25 protein-coding genes and 1 tRNA gene are annotated in these 26,279 nt (G+C 62.2%); 14 read left to right on the top strand and 12 right to left on the bottom strand.

The window, feature by feature from the left end; genetic code table 11:
• Positions 1–56 precede the first annotated feature (56 nt).
• The 3 genes from ASD02_RS33705 to ASD02_RS33700 all read left to right on the top strand — a co-directional run bounded on the left by ASD02_RS33705 (position 57) and on the right by ASD02_RS33700 (position 1,698).
• Positions 57–782 (top strand): META domain-containing protein, encoded by a 726-nt coding sequence (locus ASD02_RS33705; protein WP_057221774.1) that lies wholly within the window; start codon positions 57–59, stop codon positions 780–782.
• A gap of 227 nt (positions 783–1,009) precedes the next feature.
• Positions 1,010–1,171: a Thivi_2564 family membrane protein gene (locus ASD02_RS39345; protein ID WP_107027568.1), complete on the top strand. Its 162-nt coding sequence runs from the start codon at positions 1,010–1,012 to the stop codon at positions 1,169–1,171.
• 158 nt (positions 1,172–1,329) lie between these two features.
• Positions 1,330–1,698, top strand: coding sequence for a VOC family protein (locus ASD02_RS33700; protein ID WP_025425013.1), 369 nt, complete (start codon positions 1,330–1,332; stop codon positions 1,696–1,698).
• A 25-nt stretch (positions 1,699–1,723) separates the two neighbouring features.
• Here ASD02_RS33700 and ASD02_RS33695 read toward each other — a convergent pair whose 3' ends face one another.
• Positions 1,724–3,553 carry an ABC transporter ATP-binding protein gene (locus ASD02_RS33695; RefSeq protein WP_025425012.1) on the bottom strand — a complete coding sequence of 610 codons (1,830 nt, stop codon included), beginning with the start codon at positions 3,551–3,553 and terminating at the stop codon, positions 1,724–1,726.
• 44 nt (positions 3,554–3,597) lie between these two features.
• Positions 3,598–4,797, bottom strand: coding sequence for an aminotransferase class V-fold PLP-dependent enzyme (locus ASD02_RS33690; RefSeq protein ID WP_025425011.1), 1,200 nt, complete (start codon positions 4,795–4,797; stop codon positions 3,598–3,600).
• A gap of 230 nt (positions 4,798–5,027) precedes the next feature.
• Between ASD02_RS33690 and ASD02_RS33685 the strand changes: the two genes are divergently transcribed.
• Positions 5,028–5,807, top strand: a complete 780-nt coding sequence (locus ASD02_RS33685) for an IclR family transcriptional regulator (RefSeq protein WP_051509186.1) — start codon at positions 5,028–5,030, stop codon at positions 5,805–5,807.
• A gap of 19 nt (positions 5,808–5,826) precedes the next feature.
• On the opposite strand, the gene ASD02_RS33680 is transcribed toward ASD02_RS33685, so the two are convergent.
• The 8 genes from ASD02_RS33680 to ASD02_RS33645 form a co-directional block, all read right to left on the bottom strand.
• Entirely contained in the window at positions 5,827–6,318 is a 492-nt protein-coding gene (locus ASD02_RS33680) for a RidA family protein (RefSeq protein ID WP_025425009.1), read from the bottom strand.
• Between the two features lie 44 nt (positions 6,319–6,362).
• On the bottom strand, positions 6,363–7,574 hold the full coding sequence (locus ASD02_RS33675; RefSeq protein ID WP_057221773.1) for an amidohydrolase/deacetylase family metallohydrolase: 1,212 nt from the start codon (positions 7,572–7,574) through the stop codon (positions 6,363–6,365).
• Positions 7,575–7,577: 3 nt separating this feature from the next.
• Positions 7,578–8,447 (bottom strand): ABC transporter permease, encoded by an 870-nt coding sequence (locus tag ASD02_RS33670; protein ID WP_025425007.1) that lies wholly within the window; start codon positions 8,445–8,447, stop codon positions 7,578–7,580.
• The gene (locus ASD02_RS33665; protein WP_025425006.1) at positions 8,447–9,388 is read right to left on the bottom strand and encodes an ABC transporter permease; all 942 of its coding nucleotides are present in this window, start codon (positions 9,386–9,388) and stop codon (positions 8,447–8,449) included. Before ASD02_RS33665 ends, ASD02_RS33670 begins: the two co-directional genes overlap by 1 nt.
• Positions 9,389–9,502: 114 nt before the next feature.
• Positions 9,503–11,032, bottom strand: coding sequence for an ABC transporter substrate-binding protein (locus ASD02_RS33660; protein WP_025425005.1), 1,530 nt, complete (start codon positions 11,030–11,032; stop codon positions 9,503–9,505).
• A gap of 328 nt (positions 11,033–11,360) precedes the next feature.
• Positions 11,361–11,780, bottom strand: coding sequence for a BA14K family protein (locus tag ASD02_RS33655; protein WP_038576546.1), 420 nt, complete (start codon positions 11,778–11,780; stop codon positions 11,361–11,363).
• 103 nt (positions 11,781–11,883) lie between these two features.
• On the bottom strand, positions 11,884–12,384 hold the full coding sequence (locus tag ASD02_RS33650; RefSeq protein ID WP_025425003.1) for a GNAT family N-acetyltransferase: 501 nt from the start codon (positions 12,382–12,384) through the stop codon (positions 11,884–11,886).
• A 91-nt stretch (positions 12,385–12,475) separates the two neighbouring features.
• Positions 12,476–12,552 (bottom strand) — tRNA-Arg (locus ASD02_RS33645).
• Positions 12,553–12,816: 264 nt separating this feature from the next.
• Between ASD02_RS33645 and ASD02_RS33640 the strand changes: the two genes are divergently transcribed.
• The 8 genes from ASD02_RS33640 (at position 12,817) to ASD02_RS33605 (ending at position 21,221) form a co-directional block, all read left to right on the top strand.
• The gene (locus tag ASD02_RS33640) at positions 12,817–13,713 is read left to right on the top strand and encodes an ROK family protein (RefSeq protein WP_025425002.1); all 897 of its coding nucleotides are present in this window, start codon (positions 12,817–12,819) and stop codon (positions 13,711–13,713) included.
• A gap of 11 nt (positions 13,714–13,724) precedes the next feature.
• Positions 13,725–14,219 (top strand): heme-degrading domain-containing protein, encoded by a 495-nt coding sequence (locus ASD02_RS33635; protein WP_025425001.1) that lies wholly within the window; start codon positions 13,725–13,727, stop codon positions 14,217–14,219.
• 4 nt (positions 14,220–14,223) lie between these two features.
• Positions 14,224–15,387, top strand: a complete 1,164-nt coding sequence (locus tag ASD02_RS33630) for an AGE family epimerase/isomerase (RefSeq protein WP_057221772.1) — start codon at positions 14,224–14,226, stop codon at positions 15,385–15,387.
• A 349-nt stretch (positions 15,388–15,736) separates the two neighbouring features.
• Complete coding sequence (gene metH / locus ASD02_RS33625) at positions 15,737–19,510, top strand: methionine synthase (protein WP_025424999.1); 3,774 nt, start codon at positions 15,737–15,739, stop codon at positions 19,508–19,510.
• Positions 19,511–20,028: 518 nt separating this feature from the next.
• Entirely contained in the window at positions 20,029–20,238 is a 210-nt protein-coding gene (locus tag ASD02_RS33620; RefSeq protein ID WP_025424998.1) for a cold-shock protein, read from the top strand.
• A 124-nt stretch (positions 20,239–20,362) separates the two neighbouring features.
• Positions 20,363–20,647, top strand: a complete 285-nt coding sequence (locus tag ASD02_RS33615; protein WP_025424997.1) for a hypothetical protein — start codon at positions 20,363–20,365, stop codon at positions 20,645–20,647.
• Positions 20,648–20,702: 55 nt separating this feature from the next.
• Positions 20,703–20,939 carry a 30S ribosomal protein S21 gene (gene rpsU / locus ASD02_RS33610; RefSeq protein ID WP_025424996.1) on the top strand — a complete coding sequence of 79 codons (237 nt, stop codon included), beginning with the start codon at positions 20,703–20,705 and terminating at the stop codon, positions 20,937–20,939.
• A gap of 57 nt (positions 20,940–20,996) precedes the next feature.
• On the top strand, positions 20,997–21,221 hold the full coding sequence (locus ASD02_RS33605) for a hypothetical protein (RefSeq protein WP_057221771.1): 225 nt from the start codon (positions 20,997–20,999) through the stop codon (positions 21,219–21,221).
• A 147-nt stretch (positions 21,222–21,368) separates the two neighbouring features.
• Here ASD02_RS33605 and ASD02_RS33600 read toward each other — a convergent pair whose 3' ends face one another.
• Together ASD02_RS33600 and ASD02_RS33595 are read right to left on the bottom strand one after the other, a co-directional pair.
• Positions 21,369–22,394 carry a DUF1254 domain-containing protein gene (locus ASD02_RS33600; RefSeq protein WP_025424994.1) on the bottom strand — a complete coding sequence of 342 codons (1,026 nt, stop codon included), beginning with the start codon at positions 22,392–22,394 and terminating at the stop codon, positions 21,369–21,371.
• Positions 22,395–22,412: 18 nt separating this feature from the next.
• The gene (locus ASD02_RS33595; protein ID WP_057210812.1) at positions 22,413–23,807 is read right to left on the bottom strand and encodes a DUF1254 domain-containing protein; all 1,395 of its coding nucleotides are present in this window, start codon (positions 23,805–23,807) and stop codon (positions 22,413–22,415) included.
• A gap of 80 nt (positions 23,808–23,887) precedes the next feature.
• On the opposite strand from ASD02_RS33595, the gene ASD02_RS40485 reads away from it, so the two are divergent.
• Both ASD02_RS40485 and ASD02_RS33590 read left to right on the top strand, forming a co-directional pair.
• Positions 23,888–24,022, top strand: coding sequence for a hypothetical protein (locus tag ASD02_RS40485; RefSeq protein WP_255569867.1), 135 nt, complete (start codon positions 23,888–23,890; stop codon positions 24,020–24,022).
• A 39-nt stretch (positions 24,023–24,061) separates the two neighbouring features.
• The gene (locus tag ASD02_RS33590; RefSeq protein WP_057221770.1) at positions 24,062–26,278 is read left to right on the top strand and encodes an adenylate/guanylate cyclase domain-containing protein; all 2,217 of its coding nucleotides are present in this window, start codon (positions 24,062–24,064) and stop codon (positions 26,276–26,278) included.
• Position 26,279 lies beyond the last annotated feature (1 nt).

Genomic DNA, 26,279 nt, shown 5'->3' with positions numbered 1-26,279 from the left:
CGGCGTGTGATCGGGCTAAGAATCGGACGACGAGTCGAAGCGCGAAGGAGTTCCCGATGCTGAAAGTCGCCACCGCCCTTTCCTGCGCCTGCGTGCTGATCGAAATGGCCTCAATGCAGACGGTCGCTGCCGAAAACGTGCCGCAACAGCTTGTCGGCATCTGGCTTGCCGAAGATATCGCCGGCCGCGGGGTGATCGACAATCTTCAGTCGACGCTGGAGATCCGCGACGATGGAACCTATGGCGGCATGGCCGGCTGCAACCACTTTACCGGTACTTTCAGCCTTTCCGGTGCGAAGATCACCTTCGGCCCGGCGGCCTCGACCCGCAAGATGTGCGTGCCGGCGGTGATGGATCAGGAACAGAAATTCCTGGCGGCACTGCGCACCGAGCTTTCCTGGGATGTCGAAGGGTCGAAACTGGTCCTCGGCAAGTCGGCCGGCGCGCCGGCGCTGACGCTGGCGTCGATGGCAGCGGGCGGATCGGGCAGTGTCGATGTCACGATTTCGGTTCCGGGGGCAGAGACCGTCGATCGCCAGTCGGCGCGCTATGACTGCGGCGGCAAGACGGTCGAAGCCGAATACATCAATGCCGGCCCGGCCTCATTGGTGACCTTCACCCTCGACGGCAACTTCACCGTCGCCTCTAACGTGATTTCCGCATCGGGTGCCAAGTATGCCGGCGGCCAGTATATCTGGTGGACGAAAGGTGACGAGGCAACGCTCTACGATGCGACGAAGGGCGAGAATGATGCCGGGATCGCCTGCAAGGCGGCCGGCTGACACCCTTCTCCCGATCTTCCATGCAATCAACGCTGATGAGCCAGTCGTGCGCGGCATGATCGCCGCGAGCTCTGATTTCGTGTGCGCGGAACTGCTGCCAGTCGGCAGGGACGGAGGCCGGAACCCAGCCTTATCTAAATAAGTATTTGCCAGTATTGGAACTTTTCGGCTCGCCTCATAGTTACAACTCAGACGACTTCGCGTCGCCTTGAAAAGGGAGTTTGTCTATGGGGCTTCTTATCAGCATTCTGATCACGTTCCTCGTCATCGTGCTCGTGCTTTATCTGGTTCAGCGCCTGCCGCTGGACGGCCGGGCGAAACAGATCGTGCAGGCTATCGTGCTCGTTATCGGTATCATTTCGCTGTTGAAATATCTGGCCGTCTTCTGACGCAGACGCCGACCTCAGTGGTTAGCATGGTCCGACAAGGCCGCCGGCTCCATCCTCGGAGCGGCGGCTTTTTTGCGCCGGGCATGATTTCGATGCTGACAAAAGCTGACAGTGGCACGCGCTAGCTTGCGACCATCGAACAACGGAGATGATCGACGATGCTGACCCCGAACCTCATCCTGCTTTACGTGGAAGATCCTGAACAGAGCGCCGCCTTCTACACACGGCTGCTTGGCCGTGGGCCGGTTGCGGCCTTTCCGGCCTACGTCGCCTATGCCCTCGATAACGGCCTGAACTTCAGCCTCTGGTCCACCAAGGCCGCGAACTTCGTCTCCTCCGGTTCGGGCCACCGGATGGAGATCGCCTTCATGGTCAAGGACGACGCCGAGGTCGAGCGGCTTTACGCGGAATGGCGCAAGGCTGGGATCCCGATCGAGCAGGACCTGATGACCGCCGTCTTCGGCCGCACCTTTGTCGCGCTCGATCCCGATGGCCATCGCCTGCGCGTCTGCACGCCAGACAAGTGACGGCGCGGTTTTAAGCGCCCGCTTTCTACACTTGCACGAAGTGCTCCGCCGAAATCTGGCGGTACTGCCGCTCGCCCACGACATAGTCGGGCGCGCGCATCGGGCTCTTGATCTCGTCGCTGGCGACATTGCGCCTGGTGTGCCGCCGGGTCGGATCGGCGATCGGCACGGCTGCCATCAGCTTGCGGGTGTAGGGGTGCTGCGGGTTTTCGAAGATATCGGTGCGCGGGCCGATCTCGACGATCTCGCCGAGATACATTACCGCGACACGGTGGCTGACGCGTTCGACGACGGCCATGTCGTGCGAGATGAAGAGATAGGCAAGGCCGAGGCTCGCCTGCAGGTCGAGCAGAAGGTTGATGACCTGCGCCTTGATCGAGACGTCGAGGGCCGAGACCGATTCGTCGGCAACGATGACCTTCGGATCGAGCGCCAGCGCCCGCGCAATGCAGACACGCTGGCGCTGTCCGCCGGAGAATTCATGCGGGTAGCGCGCGGCCATGTCGGCCTGCAGGCCGACGCGCTCCAGCAGGTCGGCGACCTTGTCGCGGGCCTGGCTCGCGGTGCCGAGCTTGTGCTCGAGATAGGGTTCGGCGATCGCAGCCCCCACGGTCATGCGAGGATTGAGGCTGGCGAAGGGATCCTGGAAGATCATCTGCATGGTCCGGCGCATTTCGCGCAAGCGTTTGCGATCCATGGCCAGCACGTCCTGGCCGTTGAGAACGACCGACCCGCTCTGCGGTTCGATCAGCCGCATGATGGCGCGACCGGTGGTCGACTTGCCGCAGCCGGATTCGCCGACGAGCGACAGCGTTTCGCCCGGCTGCAGGCTGAAGGAGACGTTTTCGATGGCGTGCACGCGGCCCTGCAGCTTGCCGAGCAGCCCGGCATGAATGTCGAAGCGCTTGACGAGGTTTTTCACCTCAAGGATCGGGCGGGTCTGAGCGACCGTGCTCGTTCCCTCGGCCGGCGTATCCGGCAGGCCAGTGACGCTGTCGATAACAGGAAAACGCAGCGGCTGCGGCTTGCCCTTCATCGAGCCGAGCATCGGTACGGCCGAGAGAAGTGCGCGGGTATAGGGATGTTTGGCGCGCAGGAAGATGTCGTCCGTCCGGCCGGTTTCCACCGCTTCGCCGCGGAACATCACCACGGTGCGGTCGGCGATCTCCGCAACCACGCCCATGTCGTGGGTGATGAACAGGACGGACGTTCCTTCCTCCTCCTGCAGCACCTTGATGAGGTCGAGGATCTGTCCCTGGATCGTCACGTCGAGGGCGGTCGTCGGCTCGTCGGCGATCAGGAGCTTCGGACGGCTGGCAAGCGCCATGGCGATCATGACGCGCTGGCGCATGCCGCCGGAGAAGCGGTGCGGGTATTCGTCGAAACGGGAAGCGGCCGACGGGATCCTGACCTTGTCGAGCAGGCGAATGGTCTCGGCCTTCGCTTCCGCCTTGCTCATCGGTCGATGGCAGAGCAGCGCTTCGGAAATCTGGTCGCCGATGGTGAACAGCGGGTTCAGGCTGGTCATCGGCTCCTGGAAGATCATCGCCACTTCGTTGCCGCGCACGCGGCGCATGTCGCTTTCCGGCAGATCGAGGATGTTGCAGCCGCCGAGCATGACTCGCCCTTCGGTTCGGCTCATGTCCTTCTGCAGCAGGCGCATGATCGAAAGGGACGTCACGCTCTTGCCCGAGCCGGATTCACCGACGATCGCCACCGTCTCTCCCGGCATGACCGAGAACGAGATGTCCCGCACCACAGGCTTCCAGGCGCCGTCGACCAGAAACGAGGTTGTCAGGTTCTCGACCGAAAGCACAGCTTTCGACGGATCGGTGGCAGCGTCGGTGCGGGTCATGTCTCACATTCCTTGTCGTTCTGCACGGGGTGGGCGGATCGGTCTCAGTCGGGCCAGCGCAACAGGCCGGCGAAGCGGCGGGCATTGCGCTCATGAAGCGGCGTGGCGATGATCTCGTTGGAGCTGCGCGCCTTTGTCAGCTCCTCGGAAAGGCGGTCTGCCACGATGGTTTCCTGGCCGGGGTGCAGGTTGCAGGGGTCGAGATAGAAGTAATTGTGCTCGACCTCGTGGTCGCGCACGATGATCGGCGGCTGACCGCGCGCCAGCGCATCGGCGAGATCCCAGGCGGTGATGTGGGCTTCCTGCGGATCGATGGTGACGCGCAGGCGGTCGAGCGGATTGCCGGTCGGGTCAGCTTCGATCACGTGCTTGACGCCCGGGCGGCCGTCGAGCGTGTCGCGCCAGAGATGGAGATAGCCGGCCTCGCGGTCGCGGATCCCCTGGTGGTCGCGCGTTTCCCAGGCGATGAGGGCTGCCATCACGCCGAGCATGCTTTCCTTGCCGACCTTCATGCCGCGGCCGATGCCGAGGTTCTGCAGGAAGGCGTTGCGCACCAGCGTCTTTTCGCCGGCGACGATGCCGGAGGTCGGGCCGCCCAGGAATTTGTGACCGGAATAGAGGACGATGTCCGCGCCCTGTTCGAGGAAGATCTTCAGATCATATTCGGATGCGGCATCGACGATGACCGGCACGCCCTTGGCATGGCAGGCCTCGGCGAATTCCTTGAGCCCGATAAGGCCGTACTGAACCACATGGTGGGAGACGACATAGATGGCAGCCGCCGTGCGCTCGTTGATGGCGCCTTCGATGTGATAGCGATAGGCCGACGTCGCCTGGCCGACGAGCACCGGCTTGCCGCCGGCAATGCGGATCGCCTGGTCGACCGGCGCACCATAGCTGACGACATGGCCCATCTGGATGATGACTTCGTTCTTCAAGCCCGTGGCATCGGGCAGGCGCTCGATCGCGGCGAGGTCGTTGCCGGTCATGGTGCCGGCGACTGCAAGGCTGATGCCGGCGGAGCAGGAGGCGGTGATGAAGCCGGCCTCGGCGCCCGTCAGCCGGGCAATCACCGGGCTGATCTTGCGCTGCAGGTCGTTGATCTCGACGAATTGCGGCAGTATGCCTGTCATCGCGGCGATCGCTTCCGGAACCACGATCGATGCGCCGAGGCTGGTCATCGTGCCGGATACGTTGATAACGGGCCGAAGTCCGAGAGCTTCGCGGATGTCGCGGTCAGGCATGGTGGTCTCCATATGATTTTCTGGCAGTCGGAACAGGTTAAGCTATTCCGTTTTCGCGGAATATCTACCATAGTAATGAGATATGAACGGGCCGTTTCGGATCGCCGAACCGGCCGTTGTCGCGGGTGAGACGGAAAGCCGTTGCTGACCGCCCATCTGATGCGAATTTCGAATTGCATGGGAGTAGACCCTTGGACAAGACGACGATTGCCGCCGAAGCCGGCGACGACATGGAGCCGACCGGCAAGACCCGCCGTTCGCGCGTAAGCGGCATGGATCGGGCATTGCAGGTGCTCGACTTCCTCTACGAGACCGGTTCTCCGAGCGGCGTCTACGCGATTGCCAAAGCGGTCGGCGCGCCGCTGTCGACGGCCTATGTCATCGTCGACGACATGGTGGAAAAGAACCTGCTCAGCCGCGATGCCGACGGCCAGGTCTGGCTCGGTGACAGGCTCTACCATTACGGTCTCGCCTATGCGCGCTCGCTCGATTTCCTCGGCGTGGCGACGCGGGAGATGCATGATCTCGGTCGCGAGGTTGCCGAAACCATCCAGCTCTGCGGTCGCGACGGCGACTACATGCAGGTGCTCGCCATGGCGGACGGCCCCGGCCATTTCCAGGTGACATCCAGGGTCGGCACCCGGGTGCCGCTTAACTGGACGGCCTCCGGACGATTGCTGGTCGGCCATCTGCCCTCCGACGAGAGGTTGGAGCTGTTCCGCCGTTGCGCCCGCACATCGCCGACGGGCCGGGCCGATGTAGATCCGGCCGCACTGTCGAGCCAGGCCGAGACGGCGCTTGCCGCCAAGCTTTCGATCCAGGCCGGTGAATCCGACTATGCGGTCGCCTGCGTCGCCGCCCCGATCCTCGACGACAAGGGCAGCTGCGTCGCGACCATCTCCATCGTTCTGCCCGAACAGAAGATCGTCGACGATCGCAACTTCTACGCCGATCACGTCAGGGTTTCCGCCGAGCGGATCGAGAAGATGATGGGCTGGCGCAGCCATTGATCCGACCTCCCTTAAACCGTCACTCGTGAAGCGAGACGATCGCTTCGATCTCGACGGTGATGTTGCCGGGAAGCGATCCGAAACCGACGGCCGAGCGGGCATGCTGCCCCGCTTCGCCGAAGACGTCGATCAGCAGGTCGGAGCAACCATTGATCACCTGCGGATGATCGGCGAAGTCCGGTACGGCGTTGACCATGCCGAGGAGCTTGACGATGCGCTTGACGCGGCCGAGATCGCCGAGCGCATCATGCATCACCGCCAGCAGATTGATGCCCGTCAGCCGCGCGTGCTCATAGGCGCTTTCAACGTCGACGTCGGCGCCGACCTTGCCGGCATGCAGGTGGCCGTCGACCTCGCGCGGGCCCTGTCCGGAGAGGTAGAGAATGTTGCCCTCCTGAACATGGGTGACGAAGTTGGCGATCGGCGGCGGTGCCGGGGGCAGGTCGATGCCGAGGGCTGCAAGCCTCTGGTAGGGCGAAGCCGGCACACGGCCCTTGGTCTTATGGTCCAAACTGTTCACGCGATATCCTGCCAGTTTCTGTGTTCTGTGATGGTTCAACGGTAGCTGAAGCCGTGGCTGTGGTCGGGGCATTCGACATGCTGCGGCTGGTATCTGTTTGCCGCCACGACGTCCGTGCCCATGAGCGCATATCGCGGCTCGAAGAGGCGGTTGAGATGCGCTTCGGCTCCAAGTGAATCGAAGACGCGCAGTTCGGAATCGACGAGATCGAAGAGGGTGAACTCGGCGCGCGCGCCGACGGTCAGAAGCCCGTCCATCGGCAGGCGAATGACCGAGGCCGGAGCCTGCGTCACGGCCTCGACGACCTTTTCGAACTGCATGCCGACGCTCAAGAGCTTCGACATGGTGGTGCCGAGGTCCCAGACTGACTGGTTCATGCTGCGCAGGTGCACATCGGTGGAGATCGAGAAGGGCAGCAGGCCGCGGGCAATGGCGACTTCCGCGACGCGGAACGAAAACGACGCGCCGCCATGGCCGATGTCGAGCCGGATGCCTTCGCCGGCGCAGCGCTCGGCAAGCTCGAACAGGTCTTCGTCCTCGATGATGCTACTGCCGGCCTTGCCGTTGAAGCAATGGGTGACGATGTCGCCGGGGCCGAGGATTTCAAGCACTTCGTCATAGAGCGCCGGCGGTTCGCCAACATGCACCATCATCGGGATCTTGAGGATCTTGGCGATCTTCTTGCCGAGCTTGACCGGGGTTACGCCCCAGGAGCCGGTGATCACGTGGCTGGCGCGCACTTTCAGGCCGACGATATGCTCGCGGTTTTCCTGGTAGCAGGCGATGATGCGGTCGATGTCAATCGAGCGGATGTCGCTGAGCTCGCTGACGCGGTTGCAGGCGACGAGGCCGATCGAGCCGAGATTGAGGAAGGCCTTGATGCGCTCGCGCGCCGGCTCGATGATGTATTCGCGAAAACCATGGAAGTTGGCTTCGCCGGCCGAACCGGCGTCGACGATGGTGGTGACGCCGCGCTCCATGCCGCAGAGTTGCGGCCGGACCGAAATGTCGGTGCCGCCATGCCAGACATGGGCGTGCAGATCGATCCAGCCGGGCGAAATCCAGGCACCCTTGCCGTCGATGCGCTGGGTGCCTTCAGGCGCCGACAACTGGCTGCCGATGCGGGCAATGGTGCCGTCGCCACCGATCAGGATGTCGACGGTTTCGCTCGGTGCCGCCATGCCGAAGGCGACGGGCTTCACGTTGCTGATCAGCATGGGGCTGGTGCTACGGGTTGCGGTGGGCATGGATCACAGGTCCTTTCTGAGGCGGGGGTCGAGCATGTCGCGCAAACCATCGCCAACCATCTGCAGGGACAGAACCGAAAGCACGATGGCGATGCCGGGAAACAGCGTCACCCAATCGGCCTGTCCGATATATTGCCGGCCCGAGGCGATCATCGTGCCCCAGGTCGGGATCTCAGGACTGACGCCGACGCCGAGGAAGGAAAGCCCGGCTTCGGCCAGCATGGCATGGGCAAATAGGAACGTGCCCTGCACCAGGATCGGCGAGAGCAGGTTGCGCAGCACATGCCGCGTCATGATGTGCGGCGTCGAGATGCCGAGCGCGCGAGCCGCCTCGACATAGGGCAGCTCGCGGATCACCAGCGTCGAGGCGCGCACCACCCGCGCCAGCCGCGGCGCGTAGACGACGCTGAGCGCGACGATCACCGTCGTCAGCGACGGGCCGAGGGCGGCGACGAGCGCGATCGCCAGCAGGATATCGGGAAAGGCCATCATCGCGTCGATCAGGCGGGCGATCGGCGCGTCGAGCTTCGGAAAGAAGCCGGCGACGAGGCCCATGACGACACCGACGATCGTTGCGAGCGTGACGACGGCGGCGCCGACGAGCAGCGAAAGCCGGCCGGCATAGAGCGTGCGCGAAAACACGTCGCGCCCGAATTCGTCAGTGCCGAAGAACCATTGCAGGCTCGGCGGCGACAGGCGGTTGACGATCGACAGCTTGCCGGGCGCATAGGGCGCGATCAGCGGCGCGAAGACGGCCAGGAGCACGAAGACGACGAGAACGAAGAGACCGAAGGCAACGGTCTTGCGCTTGAGCAGGCGGCGCAGGAACTTGGCACGCTCGCTTGCGACAGGGGTTGATACGGTGGCGGTCATCAGTAGCGAACCCTTGGATCAACGAGGAGATAGAGCATGTCGATCGCGAAATTGATCAGCACGTAAAGAGCGGCGATGACGAGCAGCGCGCCCTGGATCACAGGGTAGTCGCGCCTGAGCACGGCGGAGACGACGAGATTGCCGACGCCCGGAAGGCCGAAGACGGTTTCTGTGACGACGGCGCCGGAGATCAGAACCGCGGCGGTGAGACCGATGATGGTCAGGATCGGGATGAGGGCATTCTTCAGCGCGTGTTTCATTACCACCTTGCGTTCGCCGAGACCCTTGGCGCGGGCGGTGCGGATGAAGTCGTCGCCGAGCACATCGAGCATCGAGGCGCGGGTAAAGCGCAGGATCAGCGCCGAGGAGACGACCCCGAGCGCAATGGCCGGCAAGGTCAGATGGTACATGCGCTCTGCGAAGGATGAACCCGGCCCGCCGTAACCCGAAACCGGGAACCAGCCGAGGCGGACCGCGAGGAACTGGATGAGGATCAGGCCGAGCCAGAAGCTCGGAATGCTGGCGGCAAGCATCGCCAGCGTGGTGGCCGCCTGGTCGACGAAGGAGCCGCGGCGGTAGGCGGCGTAGATGCCGATCGGCAGCGCAATGCCGCTGGCGATCAGAATCGAGAACAGGGTCAGGAAGAAGGTCGGCTCGGCACGCTCGGCAAGCGCCGAAGTGACCGGCTGGTTGAGGAAGATCGACTGGCCGAGATCGCCCTGCAGCAGCTGCCCGATATAGTAGACATATTGCAGGCCGAGCGACTGGTCGAGACCAAGCTTGGTGCGCAATTCGGCGATGTCTTGCTGCGTCGCTTCCGGTCCGAGCATGACGGCGGCGGGATCGCCGGGTGTCACGCGGACGATGACGAAGACAATGGTGACGACGAGCGCCATGACCACGATCATGCCGAACAGGCGCTGGAGAATATAGCGTATCATGGGTGCCTCGAACTTCTTCCGCACGGGCACTGGCAAGGCAGCGCCGGGCTATCCGGCGGGCAGCAATCCGTGAAGGGAAAGACCGCCCGCCGAAGGCTTCAAGTGGATGAAAGCTTACTTCTTGATCGAAGCGTTCCAGAAGTAGGGCCACGGCGCGGGGGAGACGCCGTCAAGCGTCTTGGTCTTTGCCGACAGGGCGTTGAAGTCGCCGATCTTGATGAACGGCACTTCCTCGTAGATCACCTTCTGGACGTCGGCCCAGAGTGTGACGCGCTTGCCAGCATCCGATTCGGCGTTGAAGGCATCGACGGCCTTGGCGCGGGCCGGCGTATCCCAGTTTCCGGGCGCCTTGGTCGACATCATGCCGATCAGCGCCGGTTCCGGCAGGAACGGGCTGTGGGTGATATAGATATCCCAGAGTGTCGGGTCGGCGCGGCGCTGGGTGAGCGTTGCCCAGTCGACCACCTGCAGATCGACGGTGAAGCCCGCGAGCTTCAGATACTCGGCGGCGACCTGTGCCATTTTGTAGTGGAACTCGTACTGGCGGCTGGTCAGGATGCGCAGCGGCTCACCCTTGTAGCCGGTAGCCTTCAAGAGTTCGCCTGCCTTTTCCGGATCGGCGACATTGTAGCCGCCTTCCGTGCCGGCTTCGGTGCGCCAGACATACTGCGCCGGGTAGAGGGCGGCATCGAGCGCGTAGAAGTCGGTGCTGCCGAAGGCGGCCGCCATCATGTCTTCCATGCTGAGTGCGGCGCGGATCGCCTTGCGCAGTTCCAGATTCTTGGTCATGCCGTTGCCTGAGTTGAGGACAAAGACAGGCCAGCCGAAAGGCTGCAGCATCACAGGTTCGGAAGCGCTCGAGCCTTTCACCCGTTCGAAGGATTCGACCGGCAGCGAATCGACGTAGTCGTACTGACCGGAGACGGCGGCCTCGACACGGGTGTTCGGGTCGGGAACCGGCACGAAGCGGATCTCGTCGGCATACTGGTGACGCGCGCCGCCATAACCGTTGCTTTCGCCCTCGGGCGAGACATAGCCGTCGTAACGCTCAAGCTGGATGTACTGGTCGGCCTTGCGCTCCTTGAGCTTGTAGGGGCCGGTGCCGACGAAATCGACCATCGGCTCAGCCTGCTTTTCCGAAGGCAGTACGATTGCCGCGGAATTGTTGAAGGCGAGCAGCGAGACCAGCGGCGCATAGGGGGTGTTGAGCGAGATCTTGACCGTGGTCGGGTCGACGGCCTCGATGCCGGCGATCGTCGTTGCCGTCTGCTTGCCGCGCGAGGCGGTCTTCGTCCAGCGCTCGAGCGAGGCGACGACGTCGGTCGCATCCATGTCGGTGCCGTCATGGAACTTGACGCCGGAGCGCAGCTTGATCGTGTAGGTTTTGCCGTCGGCGCTGATTTCCGGCATGGCCACAGCCAGAAGCGGCGTCGGCTTCCAATCCTTGTCGAAGGTGTAGAGCGTCTCGAACATATGCTGCGAGACGATGCCGACCAGGTCGGCCGTCGAAGCCATAGGGTCGAGCGTCGGCGGCTCGCCGACCGTGGCGACGTTGATGACGCCGCCCTTTTCCTGCGCGAAGGCGAAGGACGAGGAGGCGATGAGTGCCGTTCCCAGAAGCAGTGCAATCCTTGCTGATTTCATCTTATGTTCCTCTCTTATAGTTATATCATAGTTATGTACTAAGATACTTTATATTGGAATGATAAGGTCAGCCTTACGGAAATGTCAAGCCGCAGCCAAAACCGACGGTCATCATGGCAGCGGGGCCGGCGACGCTGATCAGTCAGGGGAGGGATCGATGAGGGAGCACTTTTCGCTTTGGGCGGGCACGCATTGATCAAGCGGAGCGCGCTGCTCGACGCTTGAACACGACGAAATCGGCTGTCCTGCGCTCAGGAAAGTGCTTGCCTTACATCAGGTTATGCTTTCACCCGCCGCCCAGACGGGCGGCAGGGCCTTCATCGCAGGTTTACCGATAAGGCGAGTAGCAGGCGCGGCGGGCGCCATAATAGGGCTGGAAGGTATTGTCCCATGCCCGGTAGGAGCTGTATCGACTGTAGCACCAGCTCGTATGGGCGTTGCCGCCATAGTACCGTCTCGGCTGGGCCATCAGCCCGCCGATGATGGCGCCGGCGGCAAGGCCGCCGATGATCGCGCCTACATTGTCATCGTCGTCGTCGTCATCCCAGTGGCGGTGACGGTAATAGCGCCGATCGCCCCGCCATCGGTAGCCATCGTATCCGCGATACCAGCGGCGGTGATAGTACTGCACGGTCTCGACGTCGGAGATGCCTGCCTTCATGGGTGTTACCGACGGGAATGCCTGTACCGGGGCTGCGCTGGAGAAGGCCGTTGCCAGCGAAAGCGCAACAATTGCCAGCTTTTTCATTGGCTTCACCATTTCCTTTCATTGGGGAAATGGATGAGGGCATGTTTTGTGCCGGAGAACGGGCAGAAACTCACGGCTTCGTGAATGCGCGGCAATCGGTTGGCTAGACGCTGAACTCTTCGAGCCTCTGCATGAAAATGCCGAAGCCGGCGCGGCGATAGGTGTCCTGTGCCTTGGCGTGATCCCAGGTATCCGTGTGCAGCCAGACGCGATCCGGTGCCCGATCCCAGATGGCACGCAGTGAGCCATCGAGAAGAAACGGCCCCAGCCTTCTTCCCTGCGCTTGCGGGATCAGGCCGAAATGGGTGAGTTCGACATCGGAAGTGTCAGCGCGCTCGAATTCGCAGAGCCCGACGGCACTGCCTTCCACCCGCAGGATATAGAGCGCGGTCGACGGGCTGCGCAAAAAGGCATCGAGCTCATCGGCAGGCATGCGCAGTCGCTGATCCCAGCGCAAAGGTTCGGCGACTGCGCGGTAGAGCGAGAGGAATTCCTCTGCTGCCAAGCGCTCAGGCGCAAACGCCGTGCCCTCGACAGGCGGCAGCAAAGGCTCGCCAGTCGGCCGAGTGCGCATTTCCATGTAGGTCACAAGCAGCTGAACCATGATCGCTTACATCGGCATCGGGTGCATCGGCATCGCAAGAGCCGGCTCGGCGGAGCGTCGCGCCTGTGATTTGTCCTGCTGACGAGAAGGATGGTGATCCCGGCGCGATTCGAACGCGCGACCCCCAGATTAGGAATCTGGTGCTCTATCCTGCTGAGCTACGGGACCACTCGGATAGCACCCATACAAAAGCAAGGCCTCTTCGCCAAGTGTTTTTGCGCGGTGCCTTCGCGAAATAGGGCATGGCGTGCGGTGCCGGGAATGCAGGGGATAGCGGAAGGCGCCTGTCCAATCCGGTTTCCTCCTCTACCGAGGCGTGCCGAAATCGGGGGCTGGTGTTTCCCGTCTTTCGGATGCTAAGCAGTGATCAGCGCCGGCTTGAGGAGGCTGGCGCTCCTTCATGCGACCTTCACCCAGAGACCTGATCCAGACATGTTCATCGGAATTGATTGGGGCGGCACGAAAATGGAAGTCATCGCGCTTGATCGCGATGGTGAAACGCGCGCCCGCCACCGCGTCGCGACCCCGACCAGCGGCTATGACGACTGCATTCTGGCCGTTCACGGCCTTGTTGCCGCCGCCGAAAAGACGGCGGGCGAACAAGGATCGATCGGCATCGGCATTCCCGGCAGTCCCAATCCGCGCACCGGTATCGTGCGCAACTCCAACGCTGTGCTGATCAACGGCAAGCCGCTCGGGCGCGACCTCGAACAGGCGCTCGGCCGCAAGGTGCGGCTCGCCAACGACGCCAATTGCCTGGCGGTGTCGGAGGCAGTCGACGGTGCCGGCAAGGACGCGCAGACAGTGTTCGGCGTGATTGTCGGCACCGGCCATGGCGGCGGGCTGGCGATCGGCAAGAAGGTGCATGCCGGCTACCAGGGCGTCGCCGCCGAAATCGGCCACTATCCGCTGCCATGGATGACCAAGGACGAGTATCCCGGCCACAAATGCTGGTGCGGCAAACACGGCTGCCTCGACATGTACGCCTGCGGCACCGGGGTCGAGCTCGACTATCGCCTGACCACCGGCGTCGAAAAGCGTGGTCGCGATATCATCGAGGCGAAGCGGGCCGGCGATCCGGCGTCAACAGGCGTCTACAATCGTTTCGTCGACCGGCTGGCGCGCAGCCTTGCGCTTTTGACCAACATCGTCGACCCGGATGTCTTCGTGCTCGGCGGGGGCATGTCGAATGTCGACGAGATCTATGAGGATGTGCCGCCGCGGGTGGTCAACTACCTCTTTGGCGACAGTTTCGAAACGCCTGTTCGCAAGGCGATGCACGGGGACAGTTCCGGCGTGCGCGGCGCGGCTTGGCTCTGGAAGGATTGAGCGGAGGCTTCATGAATATCGACAATGATCTCAAGCGCATCGGCCAACAGGAGCGCGAGCTGCAATTCGACAGTTTCGACCTGGAAATGGCATGGCAACTGGGCACGACGTTGCGCCGCATGGCCGCCGAACGCAAGCTCGGCGTCGTCATCGATGTCACGCTGTTTTCGATGCAGGTGTTTTATACCGCGCTTGAGGGCGCGACGCCTGACAATCCGAACTGGGTGCGCCGCAAGCGCAACACCGTTTTTCGCCTGTTCAAGAGCAGCTACTCGACCGGCCTCGGGCTGTTGAAGCAGCAGACCAATCTGCAGGCGAAGCTCGGGCTTCCGGATGCCGAATATGCGGCCCATGGCGGCAGTTTCCCGATCGTCGTCAAGGGCACGGGCTGCATCGGTGCGGTGACCGTGTCCGGCCTGCCGCAGCGCGAGGACCACAACATGGTGGTCGAGGCGCTGGCCGAGCTGCTCGGCAAGAACCATGATGAACTGAAGCTCGAGGGCTGAACCGTTGCCGCAGGATATTTTCTCGCAATCCGCTATCTTGTCGGCGTGGCTGGCCGAAAGGGCCCTGCCGCTCTGGCGCGAAAAGGGCGTCGATGCCACGGGCGGCGGTTTCGCCGAAACCATCGACATGGCCGGCGAGCCAACGCGGGCCAATCGCCGGGCGCGGGTGCAGCCGCGTCAGGTCTACTGTTTCGCCGAGGCCGGCAGGCGCGGCTGGGCGGGCGACTGGAAGAGTGCCGCCGAGGGCGGGCTTGCCTATTTCGATCGGGTCTATCTGCAGCCGACGGGCTTTTACGGCGCGCTTGCGGATGCCGACGGCAACCTCATCGATGCCGCCTTCGACCTCTACAATCAGGCTTTCGCGTTGCTGGCCTTTGCCTATCTGGCCGAGGTCTTCCCCGAGCGCAGGCCGGAAATGATCGAGCGCAGCAACGGTTTGCGCCAACGCATCGAGGCCCACTGCAAGCACCCGCTCATCGGCTTTGAAGAGGACGATCCGTCGCGGCTGCCGCTCTGCTCCAATCCGCACATGCATCTGTTCGAAGCGTGCCTGGCGAGCGAGGAGGTCGTCGGCTTTGATCGCGTCGCCTGGTTCAACCTTGCAGACGAGATCGCGCATCTGGCGATGGATCATTTCATCGACGGCGGTACCGGCGCGTTGCGGGAGTTCTTCGACCACGACTGGGCGCCGTTCCCGGGTGACAAGGGGCGTATCGTCGAGCCCGGCCATCTGTTCGAATGGGCGTGGCTGGTGCTGCGCTGGGCCGAGCGGCGCGGCAATGCCGAGGCGATCGTCAAGGCGCGGCGGCTGTTTGCGATCGGCGAGGCGCACGGCATCTGCCCGACCCGCAATGTCGCGGTCATGACGCTCTTCGACGATTTCTCGGTCGCCGACCCGATCGCACGGCTTTGGCCGCAGACGGAATGGCTGAAGGCTTCGGTTCGTTTTGCAGCCCTCACAGAAGGCGCGGAGCGTGAGCGCTATCTCGCCTCGGCGGCGCGGGCGGCTTCGGCACTCAACCTGTTCCTGGAGACACCGGTGGCCGGGCTGTGGCGCGACAAGCAGAAACCAGATGGCAGTTTCGTCGACGAACCGGTGCCGGCGAGCAGTTTCTACCATATTCTCTGCGCCATCTATGAAACGCAGGATTGCCTCGGCCGTCTTTAGAGCATTTCCAGGAAAAGTGCGAAGCGGTTTTCCGTCAGGAAATGCGGAAAAACGAAGCGACAGAGCGTTTCCGCGGCTCAATTTAAGCCAGAAACGCTCTGAGTTTGTCTTCTGATGGCATTCGCATGGCTCGCTGCGGTCGCGGCGGGCCATTTTCTTTGCCGTGGCGTTCACCCAAAAGGCGGAATCGCCTTTCTGTCGCTCCTGTGCGCAGACTGAAACCGCATGCGCCAAGGCTACCAAGCCAACGTCATTGCGGCAAATTAAATCCGTTCATATGTTGACATAAAGATGTCTTTATGTGATTGACTTGACTATTGCTTGTCGTTTTCAGAACGGGAGATTTCCCATGTCCGCCATCGACGCCCTTTTCGGCGACCTTTCCTCCAAGCCGGATGGCTCCGAAGTCATGCGGGCGCTGAAGCAGGCGGCCAGCGAGCGCATCCTGATCATGGATGGTGCAATGGGCACGGAAATCCAGCAGCTGGGTTTCGTCGAGGATCACTTCCGTGGCGATCGCTTCGGCGGTTGTGCCTGCCATCAGCAGGGCAACAACGACCTGTTGACCCTGACGCAGCCGAAGGCGATCGAGGACATCCACTATTCCTACGCCATCGCCGGCGCCGACATCCTGGAAACGAACACGTTCTCCTCGACCCGCATTGCCCAGGCCGACTACGGCATGGAAGACATGGTCTACGACCTCAATCGTGACGGCGCCCGCCTGGCGCGCCGGGCGGCAAGGCGCGCCGAAGCGCATGACGGCCGTCGCCGGTTCGTCGCCGGAGCGCTCGGCCCGACGAATAGGACCGCGTCGATTTCGCCTGACGTCAACAATCCGGGCTACCGGGCGGTGACCTTCGACGATCTCAGGATCGCCTATGCCGAACAGATCCGCGGCCTGATCGACGGCGGCGCCGATATCATCCTGATCGAGACGATCTTCGATACGCTCAACGCCAAGGCGGCGATCTTCGCCACCAAGGAAGTGTTCGCAGAGAAGGGTATCGAACTGCCGGTGATGATCTCCGGCACGATCACCGATCTTTCCGGCCGTACGCTGTCGGGCCAGACGCCGACGGCGTTCTGGCATTCCGTGCGCCATGCCGAGCCTTTCACCATCGGGCTCAACTGTGCGCTCGGCGCCAATGCCATGCGCGCGCACATCGACGAACTTTCGAGTGTCGCCGACACCTTCGTCTGCGCCTATCCGAACGCCGGCCTGCCAAACGAATTCGGGCGATATGACGAGACCCCGGACCAGATGGCAGCCCAGGTCGAAGCCTTTGCCCGCGACGGTCTCCTCAACATCGTCGGCGGCTGCTGCGGCTCGACGCCCGCCCATATCAGCGCGATCGCCAAGGCGGTTGCCAAACACCCGCCACGCCTGATCCCCGATGTCGCGCCGCTGATGCGGCTCTCGGGCCTCGAGCCCTTCACGCTCACCTCAGACATTCCCTTCGTCAATGTCGGCGAGCGCACCAACGTCACCGGCTCGGCCAAGTTCCGCAAGCTGATCACCGCCGGCGACTATTCCGCAGCGCTCGATGTCGCCCGCGATCAGGTCGCCAACGGCGCGCAGATCATCGACATCAACATGGACGAGGGCCTGATCGATTCGAAGCAGGCGATGGTCGAGTTCCTCAACCTTATCGCTTCCGAACCTGATATCGCCCGCGTGCCCGTCATGATCGATTCGTCGAAGTGGGAGGTGATCGAGGCCGGATTGAAATGTGTCCAGGGCAAGCCGCTGGTCAACTCGATCTCGATGAAGGAAGGCGAAGAGGCGTTTCTGCATCACGCCAGGCTTTGCCGCGCCTATGGCGCTGCCGTCGTCATCATGGCCTTCGACGAGGTTGGGCAGGCAGATACCAAGGCGCGCAAGGTCGAGATCTGCACCCGCGCCTACAAACTGCTGACCGAAGAAGCCGGCTTCCCGCCCGAAGACATCATCTTCGACCCGAACATCTTTGCCGTCGCGACCGGCATCGAGGAACACAACAACTACGGCGTCGACTTCATCGAAGCAACGCGCGAAATCATTGCGACGCTGCCGCATGTGCACATCTCCGGCGGGGTCTCCAACCTGTCGTTCTCCTTCCGCGGCAACGAACCGGTGCGCGAGGCGATGCACGCCGTGTTCCTCTACCATGCCATCCAGGCGGGCATGGACATGGGCATCGTCAATGCCGGCCAGCTTGCCGTCTATGACGGCATCGATGCCGAGCTGCGCGAGGCCTGCGAAGACGTGGTCCTGAACCGCCGCGCCGATTCGACCGAACGCATGCTGGAGATTGCCGAGCGCTATCGCGGACAGGGCGGCGCCCAGGCCAAGGAGAAAGATCTTTCCTGGCGTGAATGGCCGGTCGAAAAGCGACTCGAGCACGCGCTGGTCAACGGCATCACCGAATATATCGAGGCCGATACCGACGAGGCGCGGCTTTCGAGCGCCCGGCCGCTGCATGTCATCGAAGGTCCGTTGATGGCCGGCATGAATGTCGTCGGCGATCTTTTCGGCTCGGGCAAGATGTTCCTGCCGCAGGTGGTGAAATCGGCGCGCGTGATGAAGCAGGCGGTTGCCGTTCTGCTTCCGCACATGGAAGCCGAGCGGCTGGCCGCCGGTGGCGAAGGCGAGCGCCAGAGCGCCGGCAAGATCCTGATGGCGACGGTCAAGGGCGACGTGCACGACATCGGCAAGAACATCGTCGGCGTCGTGCTTGCCTGCAACAATTACGAGATCATCGATCTCGGCGTCATGGTGCCATCCGCCAAGATCCTCGAGGTGGCCAAGGCGCAGAAGGTCGACATCATCGGCCTTTCCGGCCTGATCACGCCATCGCTCGACGAGATGGTGCATGTTGCCTCGGAGCTCGAGCGCGAAGGTTTTGATATCCCGCTGTTGATCGGCGGCGCGACGACGAGCCGGGTGCATACGGCGGTCAAGATCAATCCGCGCTACGACCGCGGCCAGACGGTCTACGTCACCGATGCGAGCCGTGCGGTCGGGGTCGTCTCCAGCCTGTTGTCGTCGGAAGCCAAGGGCTCTTACGTCGAGACGATCCGCGCTGAATATCGCAAGGTTGCCGACGCCCATGCTCGCAACGAGGCGGAAAAGCGCCGCCTGCCGCTATCGCAGGCGCGCGCCAATGCTCACAAGATCGACTGGAGCGGCTATCAGGCCAAGGCTCCCTCGTTTCTCGGTACGCGGGTGTTTCAGGGGTGGGAGCTGGACGAGCTGGCGCGCTACATCGACTGGACGCCGTTCTTCCAGACCTGGGAACTGAAGGGCGTCTATCCCAAAATCCTCGATGACGAGAAGCAAGGGCAGGCCGCACGTCAGCTGTTCGAGGATGCGCAGGCCATGCTTGCCAAGATCATCGCCGAGAAATGGTTTGCCCCGAAGGCGGTCGTCGGCTTCTGGCCGGCCGGAACCGTCGGCGACGACATCCGGCTGTTTACCGAGGAAACGCGCGGCGAGACGCTCGGCACCTTCTTCACGCTGCGTCAGCAGCTGAGCAAGCGCGACGGGCGACCGAACGTGGCGCTGTCGGATTTCGTCGCACCTGTCGACAGCGGCAGCAGAGATTATCTCGGCGGCTTCGTCGTCACGGCCGGTATCGAGGAAGTGGCGATCGCCGAGCGCTTCGAGCGCGCCAACGACGACTATTCGTCGATCATGGTCAAAGCACTGGCCGACCGGTTCGCCGAAGCCTTTGCCGAGCGCATGCATGAATACGTGCGCAAGGAACTCTGGGGTTATGCTGCGGACGAGACATTCTCGCCGCAGGACCTGGTCGGTGAGCCCTATGCCGGTATTCGCCCGGCACCTGGCTATCCGGCTCAGCCCGACCATACGGAAAAGGAAACGCTGTTCCGGTTGCTCGACGCCGAAAAGGCGATCGGCGTGACCTTGACCGAGAGCTTTGCGATGTGGCCCGGTTCGTCCGTCTCCGGTCTCTATGTCGGCCATCCCGAGGCCTATTATTTCGGTGTCGCCAAGGTCGAGCGGGATCAGGTGGAGGATTATGCGGGGCGCAAGCGTATGCCGGTGCGCGAGGTCGAACGCTGGCTGTCCCCGATCCTCAACTACGTGCCGATGCCCGAAGCAGAGGCAGCCGAGTAATCTCGGGAATCCAACAATAGTGCTGGCGGGCAATCATGCCCGTCAGTCTCGCGCTTGAAGCGAGGCGGTCTGCAAGGCCGGCCATGCGGCGAAACCGTCTTTCCCACTTGCCTCAATCCAAGATGAAACTGCGCCGAGCGCTTGGCGATGCCGGCACTTGCCGATTTCTTGAAGCCTCTATGCTTTCCTGAACTGGGCTATTGCTCTGTATTCGTCGTTTATGGTCGGTAGCGCCAATATATTTCTTGAGGCGCCCAAAAATAATGGGATGGAAATTCCGAAAGGATTCCAATCGAAACGAACGTGATTCAACGTTGTTTTTCGGCAGTGCCGCTGCATTTCGGGCCGTATTCCAAATGAAACATTGAAAATCCCGAAAAAAGAATTATATGGGTGCAATCGAATATTGCTTGCGACCTTTGTCAAAGCGCTGAAAAGCGTTGTCAGATTTCCTCTCAACATCGACACGGCTCGGCGAATACCCGTCGAGCGAAATCAACGATTGAAAGGAGATCGTTATGAATTCAGGCACTGTAAAGTGGTTCAATGGCACCAAGGGTTTTGGCTTCATCCAGCCGGATGACGGTACGACCGACGTGTTTGTTCATGTTTCCGCTGTAGAGCGTGCAGGCATGGGCTCGCTGGCGGAAGGCCAGAAGGTCACCTACGACATCGTCCGCGACCGCAAGACCGGCAAGAACTCTGCCGACAATCTCCGGGCGGAATGAATCGTCATCTGCCTCCCCCGACCACGGATGTACTGGCTGGGGACGTTTGATTGACGGGAAGAGGTCGGGTGAAGCCCGGCCTTTTTGCGTCCGGACCCTGCACATTCCGGGGAAGGAAACTATCATGACCCGCAGAATTTGTGCCGTTGGCGACACGGTGACCGTAAGGGCCGATTTCACCAAGCTGGCACCCGCCGTCAGGACGTGCCGGATCATCGGTGTTCTGCCCGCCGACCACGGCGAGACCCAATATCGCGTCCGTTTCGACGGCGAGAACTTCGAACGTCGCATCGTTGCAAGCGACGTCGAGACCACTGAGGCGGCCTCTCCCATCGAAGAGGGACCGTCGCGCATCATTGCCAAGGGTGAACCCTGGCTGAAACCGTCGCGCATCCGGATCGGAAGATAGCTACAGCAATCTCGGTCCGCCGATGTGCGGCCCCAACCAAAGGGAAGGATACATCTTGCAGGTACTCGTCAGAGACAACAACGTCGACCAGGCACTCCGCATTCTGAAGAAGAAAATGCAGCGCGAGGGACTGTTCCGCGAATTCAAGGCGCGCAGCGCCTATGAAAAGCCGTCGGAAAAGCGCGTTCGCGAAAAGGCCGAAGCCGTTCGTCGCCAGCGCAAGCTCGCGCGCAAGAAGCTTCAGCGCGAAGGCCTGCTGCCGGCACCGAAGAAGGCTGTCCGCACCCGCTAAATCTGAGGTACCGATGCCGATTTCGGCATCGGTCCACGCCCGAGCGAGGAGGTACGCATGACGTCGACGAAGAAAGATCTTTTCAAGCCTGAGCGTTTGTCGGCAGCCGACAAGGCTGCGGCGACCGACCATACGGCCCGCGGTATCGTTGCGGCGGAAAAGCTGGCGCGCGAGAAGAAGACCGAAAAGCTCAAGGCTCAGCGGTTGTTGCATGAGGCTGACGCCGAACCCGTGGCCCCGGCGCCCAAGCGCCAGCCGGCACGCAAGCGCACGAGCGCCTGATTGCGCTCATCGGCCGGGCGCAGCCATTGCCCGGCAATGTTCTGCCAACCAAGCCCGACATAACCTCCTTGATAGATCGTCCGCCCGCCGCGCATCCCACTCGACGCGCGGCTAGGCAATGTTTGTGCAGTTGGTTCCAACGCCGGGCTAGTTGACCGCGCTCGGCTCAGGAAACTGCCACTTTCCATCCAGTATTTCCTGCCGCGGCCGATAGAGACGCACCGCGTAGTTCCAGCCCTTGGTTGTCGGCAGGCAGTTGGCGATCTTGCCGTCGCAACCGCCGAACTGGATCGCCACCGTGCCATCATCGCCCTTCTTCGCGGTGATATCGTTGACCGTGTAGGCATCATACTTGTTCTTCTCGAAATACCCGGCAGCATTGTAGACGCTCACCGACCAGAATGCGTCGACGGGCACGTCTTTCACATCGAGCTTGTACACAGTCGCGCCGTCATTTTTGGTCGGCGTGATGTTGAGATAAACCGCATCCTTATCCGGATTCCCGCCCCAGCCCGACGCCGTGCCGATCAGATGGCGAACGGGATCGACTTGCTCCTTGGTCCCGAAGGCTTTCTTGAAGTCGGGCATCGTCGCGCCGAGCACGAGCAATGCCTCGCGCACCGTCTTCTGGCTCGCCGGATCCCAGGCGGGGACCTCGAAGCTGCCGCTCTTCGCCTGACTGGCCTTGATCGCGTCCTGCAAGGCATGGACCGCTTCGATATCCTTGGCGTCGGCCGGGTCGACGAGCGTGCGAATTGCCACGACGACATAGCGCGTGCCGACACCCTCCTTCGTCAGCGTGTGCTCTCCGGCATCGTAGACGACCTCGGGCACGTAGTGATCCTCGTTGATCACCTGCATCGACATGAAGCGCTTTCCTGCATCGGGCAGCGTGATGGTGACAGGACCGGCATCAAGGTCGAACACCGCCGAGGAATAGAGCGTGTCGCGGTTGAGGCGTATGACCGTCTGGTTGTCGATCGAGGCGGGCTCGCGGCGGTGCAGGAACTTGCCCAGCGCCCCGTCCTTGACCATGGCCGCGGCATACATGTCGCTCTCGGCGCGGATGAAATTGTCGACTCCGACGATTACAGGATCTGCGGCGGTGGCCGGCAGGATGCCGATCAAGGCAAGGGTCGCCGCGAGAGCAACAGTGGTTCGAAATGTATTCATGCTGGTCATCCTCTCTGCTCATGTCGCAGATTTCAGTGGCGGGGCTTTCCATTTGCCGTCGAGGGCATCGGGTTTTGGCCAGTAGAGGCGCATCACCACGAAGAACGGGCCCTTGGGAGCCGGTAGCCAATTGCTCTCCCGATCTGCGCCTGGGCTCTCGTTCTGGACATGAAGCGTCAGGCCGCCGTCGGCATCCTGCTTCAGGCTCGGGAGCATCGGCGAATTGATGAGATAACGGTTGAGCGGATTGGCGTAGAGCAGGCTTGCCGGCAGTTCGTAGAGCGTCAGCGACCAGAAGGCATTGACGGGGGGCAGTTGGCCGTGTTCGAAGCGCAACGCATATTTGCTCGCGCCGGAGAGCGGTTGCTTCTGATCGTCGATGAAATAGGCAGGATAGATCGCCTCTTCCTTGGAGTTGCCGTAGATGCCGAGCACAGCACCGGACATGCGCTGCATGTAGTCGTTCTTCAGGAAGGCTCGGGTTCCGAAGCAGTCGGCGCTCGAGAGCTTGCCGGTATCGATCATGGTTTCCTTGTGTTCCTTAAAGGCCGCCCAGCCGTCGGCCATGCCGTCGGTGATCGCCTTCTGGATATCCGGCGGGAAGGCCGTGAAGTCGAATGTCTTGCCAGCACCGATGTTGAGCTCGGAAAAGCGTGCCATCAGCTCCTTTTCCGAAGGATCGGTCGGGCAGAACTGCAGAATGAAGTTGAGTTCGCTGAAGACCTCGGGCGACGTCTTTTCCTCCTCCGCACTGAGCGGCGTGAAGAAGTCGACGGCGGGGGCGGGCGCAGGCGCCGGCTTTCCGAGAAATGCCGACAAGGGCTCGACCTTGTAGCCGGCCTGGATCTTCTTGACGTTCTCGATATCGCCAGGATTGAAGAGCTGCGTGCGGTAGAGCACGAAGGCAAACTCCGTTTCCGAGCGGATGACGTCCTTGATGCCGGGAGGGGTTTCGCCCTTCCAGTTCGGCCCGGCAAGCAGGTAGCTGCCGGCATCGTTGCCTGTCGCGCGGCTGCCGACATAGGCGAAGTTGAAGGTGTACTGTTCGATGAACTGAAGCGAGTAGTACCGTTCCTTCTCGATTGCCGGCACGGTGAACACCAACGGTTCGGCCCTGAGATCCGCGCCGACATAGGAGTAGGGCGTGTCTGAATTCGGCGTCTGGATCGCCTTGTCGTCCGGCGTATAGACCCGGGCATTGTTGAACAGCGTGTTCCACGGCGCCTTGAACTCCGGCCCGCCGGCGTCGACGAAATAGGAATGTTGCACGCGGTAATTGTCGACCAGCGGAAATCCGTAGATCGTTGCCTCCTTGGCGATCGCCCGCGCGTCATCAGGCGTGAGGGCCGCATCTGCGGCGAAGGACGGCAAGGCTGTCACATGGGGAAGCGCGGTAGCAAGCGCGCCGTACATCAGAATGGTCCGTCGTTTAATCATGGCAAAATCCTCCGGATGAGCGCGCAAAGCAGATAACCGAAGGACAATCCGACGGCATGCGCAAAGCCGTGCGGGGCCAGCAATGCTTCGATGGTGCGCGATGGGCGGAAAACCGCAAGTACGTAACAGTTACTACGGTGCTGGTGCCGTTCGCTGCCGACGCGATGGCGGCGCCTGACGACCTGCGGTAACATCGTCGCTGGAATACATCGCACGTGAAGAGACCGTCGATGGAGCGCCGCCTCGCAGCCGTCCTGATCGCCGACGTCGCCGGATACAGTCGCCTGAGCCGGCTCGACGAGGAGGGAACGCGCGCCAATTTCCAGAGCGACCTGCATGACATTCTGGAGCCGCAGTTTGCCGAACATCACGGCCGGCTGGTCAAGACCATGGGTGACGGGCTGCTGGTGGAATTCCGCAGCGTCGTCGATGCACTCCGCTGCGCGGTGGAGATCCAACAGCGCAAGGCCGAACAGGCCGACAAGGTCACAACTGACCGGCGGCTCGATTTCCGCATCGGCATCAATCTCGGCGACATCATCGTTGAAGGCGACGACATTCACGGCGATGGCGTCAACACCGCCGATCGGGTGCAGGGGCTGGCCGAGCCCGGTGGCATCGCGATATCGGGTACGGCCTACGACCAGGTTCGATTGAAGCTTAGTGTCGGCTACGCCTCGCTCGGCGAGCAGACGGTCCGGGGGATGGCCGAACCGATCCGCGTCTATCACGTGCTTCTCGACCCTGATGACGCTGGCAAGACCATCGTCAAGGATACGCAGCAGCATTTTGCGCGAAGGAGCATGCTCATTGCCGGCGCCCTCATGTTGCTCCTCGCATTTGTCGCCGCCTGGTGGCAGCCGTGGACGCTCATCCTGCCGGAGACGCCGACCGAGCGCTTTGCCTATCCCCTGCCGGACCAGCCATCCGTCGCAGTCCTGCCGTTCATCAATGTCAGCGGCGACCGGGATCATGACCATCTGGCCGAGGGGTTGACCGACGACCTGATCACCGAGCTTTCGAAGGTGTCCGGCCTGTTCGTAATCGCTCGCCATTCGGTGTTCGCGATGAAGGACAACGCTTCGAAGATCCAGGACGTGGCAGCGGAGCTTGGCGTTCACTACATTCTGGAGGGCACGTTGCAACGGGCCGACCAGCGGCTGCGCATCAACGTCAAGCTGATCGATGCGATGAGCGGTCTATCGCTCTGGGCGGAGCGCTATGACCGGCAATATGCCGATCTCTTCGCGGTCCAGGACGACGTCATCGGCAAGATCATCGCGGCGCTGGAGGTCAAACTCAGCGAAGGCGAACGCGACCAGCTGGCGCGCATCCCGACCGACAATCTCGAAGCCTACGACTACTACATGCGGGCCGAGCAGCAGGGGCTCATCTATAGCGATGTCGATACCTATCGCCAGACGCTGGCCTTCTATCAGAAGGCGATCGATCTCGATCCGCGTTTCGCCGATGCCCATGCGGGGATCGCGCGGGTCGCCGTCGACGTCTGGCGCAATGACTACAATTATCTCTGGTCGGCGGCCGTTGCCCGCAAGATCGCTTATGACGCTGCCGGCCAGGCCCTGAAGCTCGACGCCAACAATGCGCGCGCGCACACAGTGCTGGCATTGCTGCAGCTCGTCGACGGTCGCGAAACGGAGGCGCGGGAATCTGCCGCCAGGGCGGTCACGGCGCAGCCGAGCGATCCAGAGGCCTTTGCCAACCTGGCGCTGATCCTGGCGCAAACCGGCGAACACGAACAGGCAATCGCCGATCTGGAACGGGCATTGAGGCTCGATCCGTCACCGTCTCCGAGTTTCCGGCTGCTGGCGGGCATCGTCTACTACACCGCACGCGACACCGACCGGGCGATCCCGCTGATCGAAGCAGCCGGCGAGGCCCTACCGAATGCGGAGGCTGCACGGGAGTATCTGGCCTCGGCCTATGCCCAGCGCGGCGATCGGGCGCGCGCGGTGGCAGAGGGCGCAAAGCTGCTTCAGCTCTTTCCCGACACCAACCTCACCTATTACAGCTACCTCTATGATTACTGGCGCGAAGAGGACCTCAATCGCCACCTCTACGGACTGCGCACTGCCGGCATTCCGGAGTGGCCCTTCGGCTTCGTCGGGGCGGCGGCGGACAGGCTCGGGCCGGCGGAACTTGGCACGCTGACCCAAGACAAGACCTGGGCCGGGCAGCACAAGAATGGCACGAGCTTCGTGCAATTCTTCGATAAGGCCGGCAACACCGCCTATCGCAGCGCCAACACAAACATCACCGGGCGCGCCGAGGTGAAGGGCAACCAGCTCTGCGAGAAATTCGACGGATATTTCCTCGACCGCATGGTCTGCGGCTATGTCTATCGCAACACGGCCAAGGGCGAGCGCGGCGCAGACTTCATCCACTTGACGCCGCAGGCGCTAAAATTCTTCTCGATCGAGCAGTGAT

This window comes from Ensifer sp. Root1252 (genome assembly GCF_001425885.1).
Taxonomy (GTDB): Bacteria; Pseudomonadota; Alphaproteobacteria; order Rhizobiales; family Rhizobiaceae; genus Ensifer; species Ensifer canadensis.
This window is presented reverse-complemented; position numbering and strand designations above follow the sequence as displayed.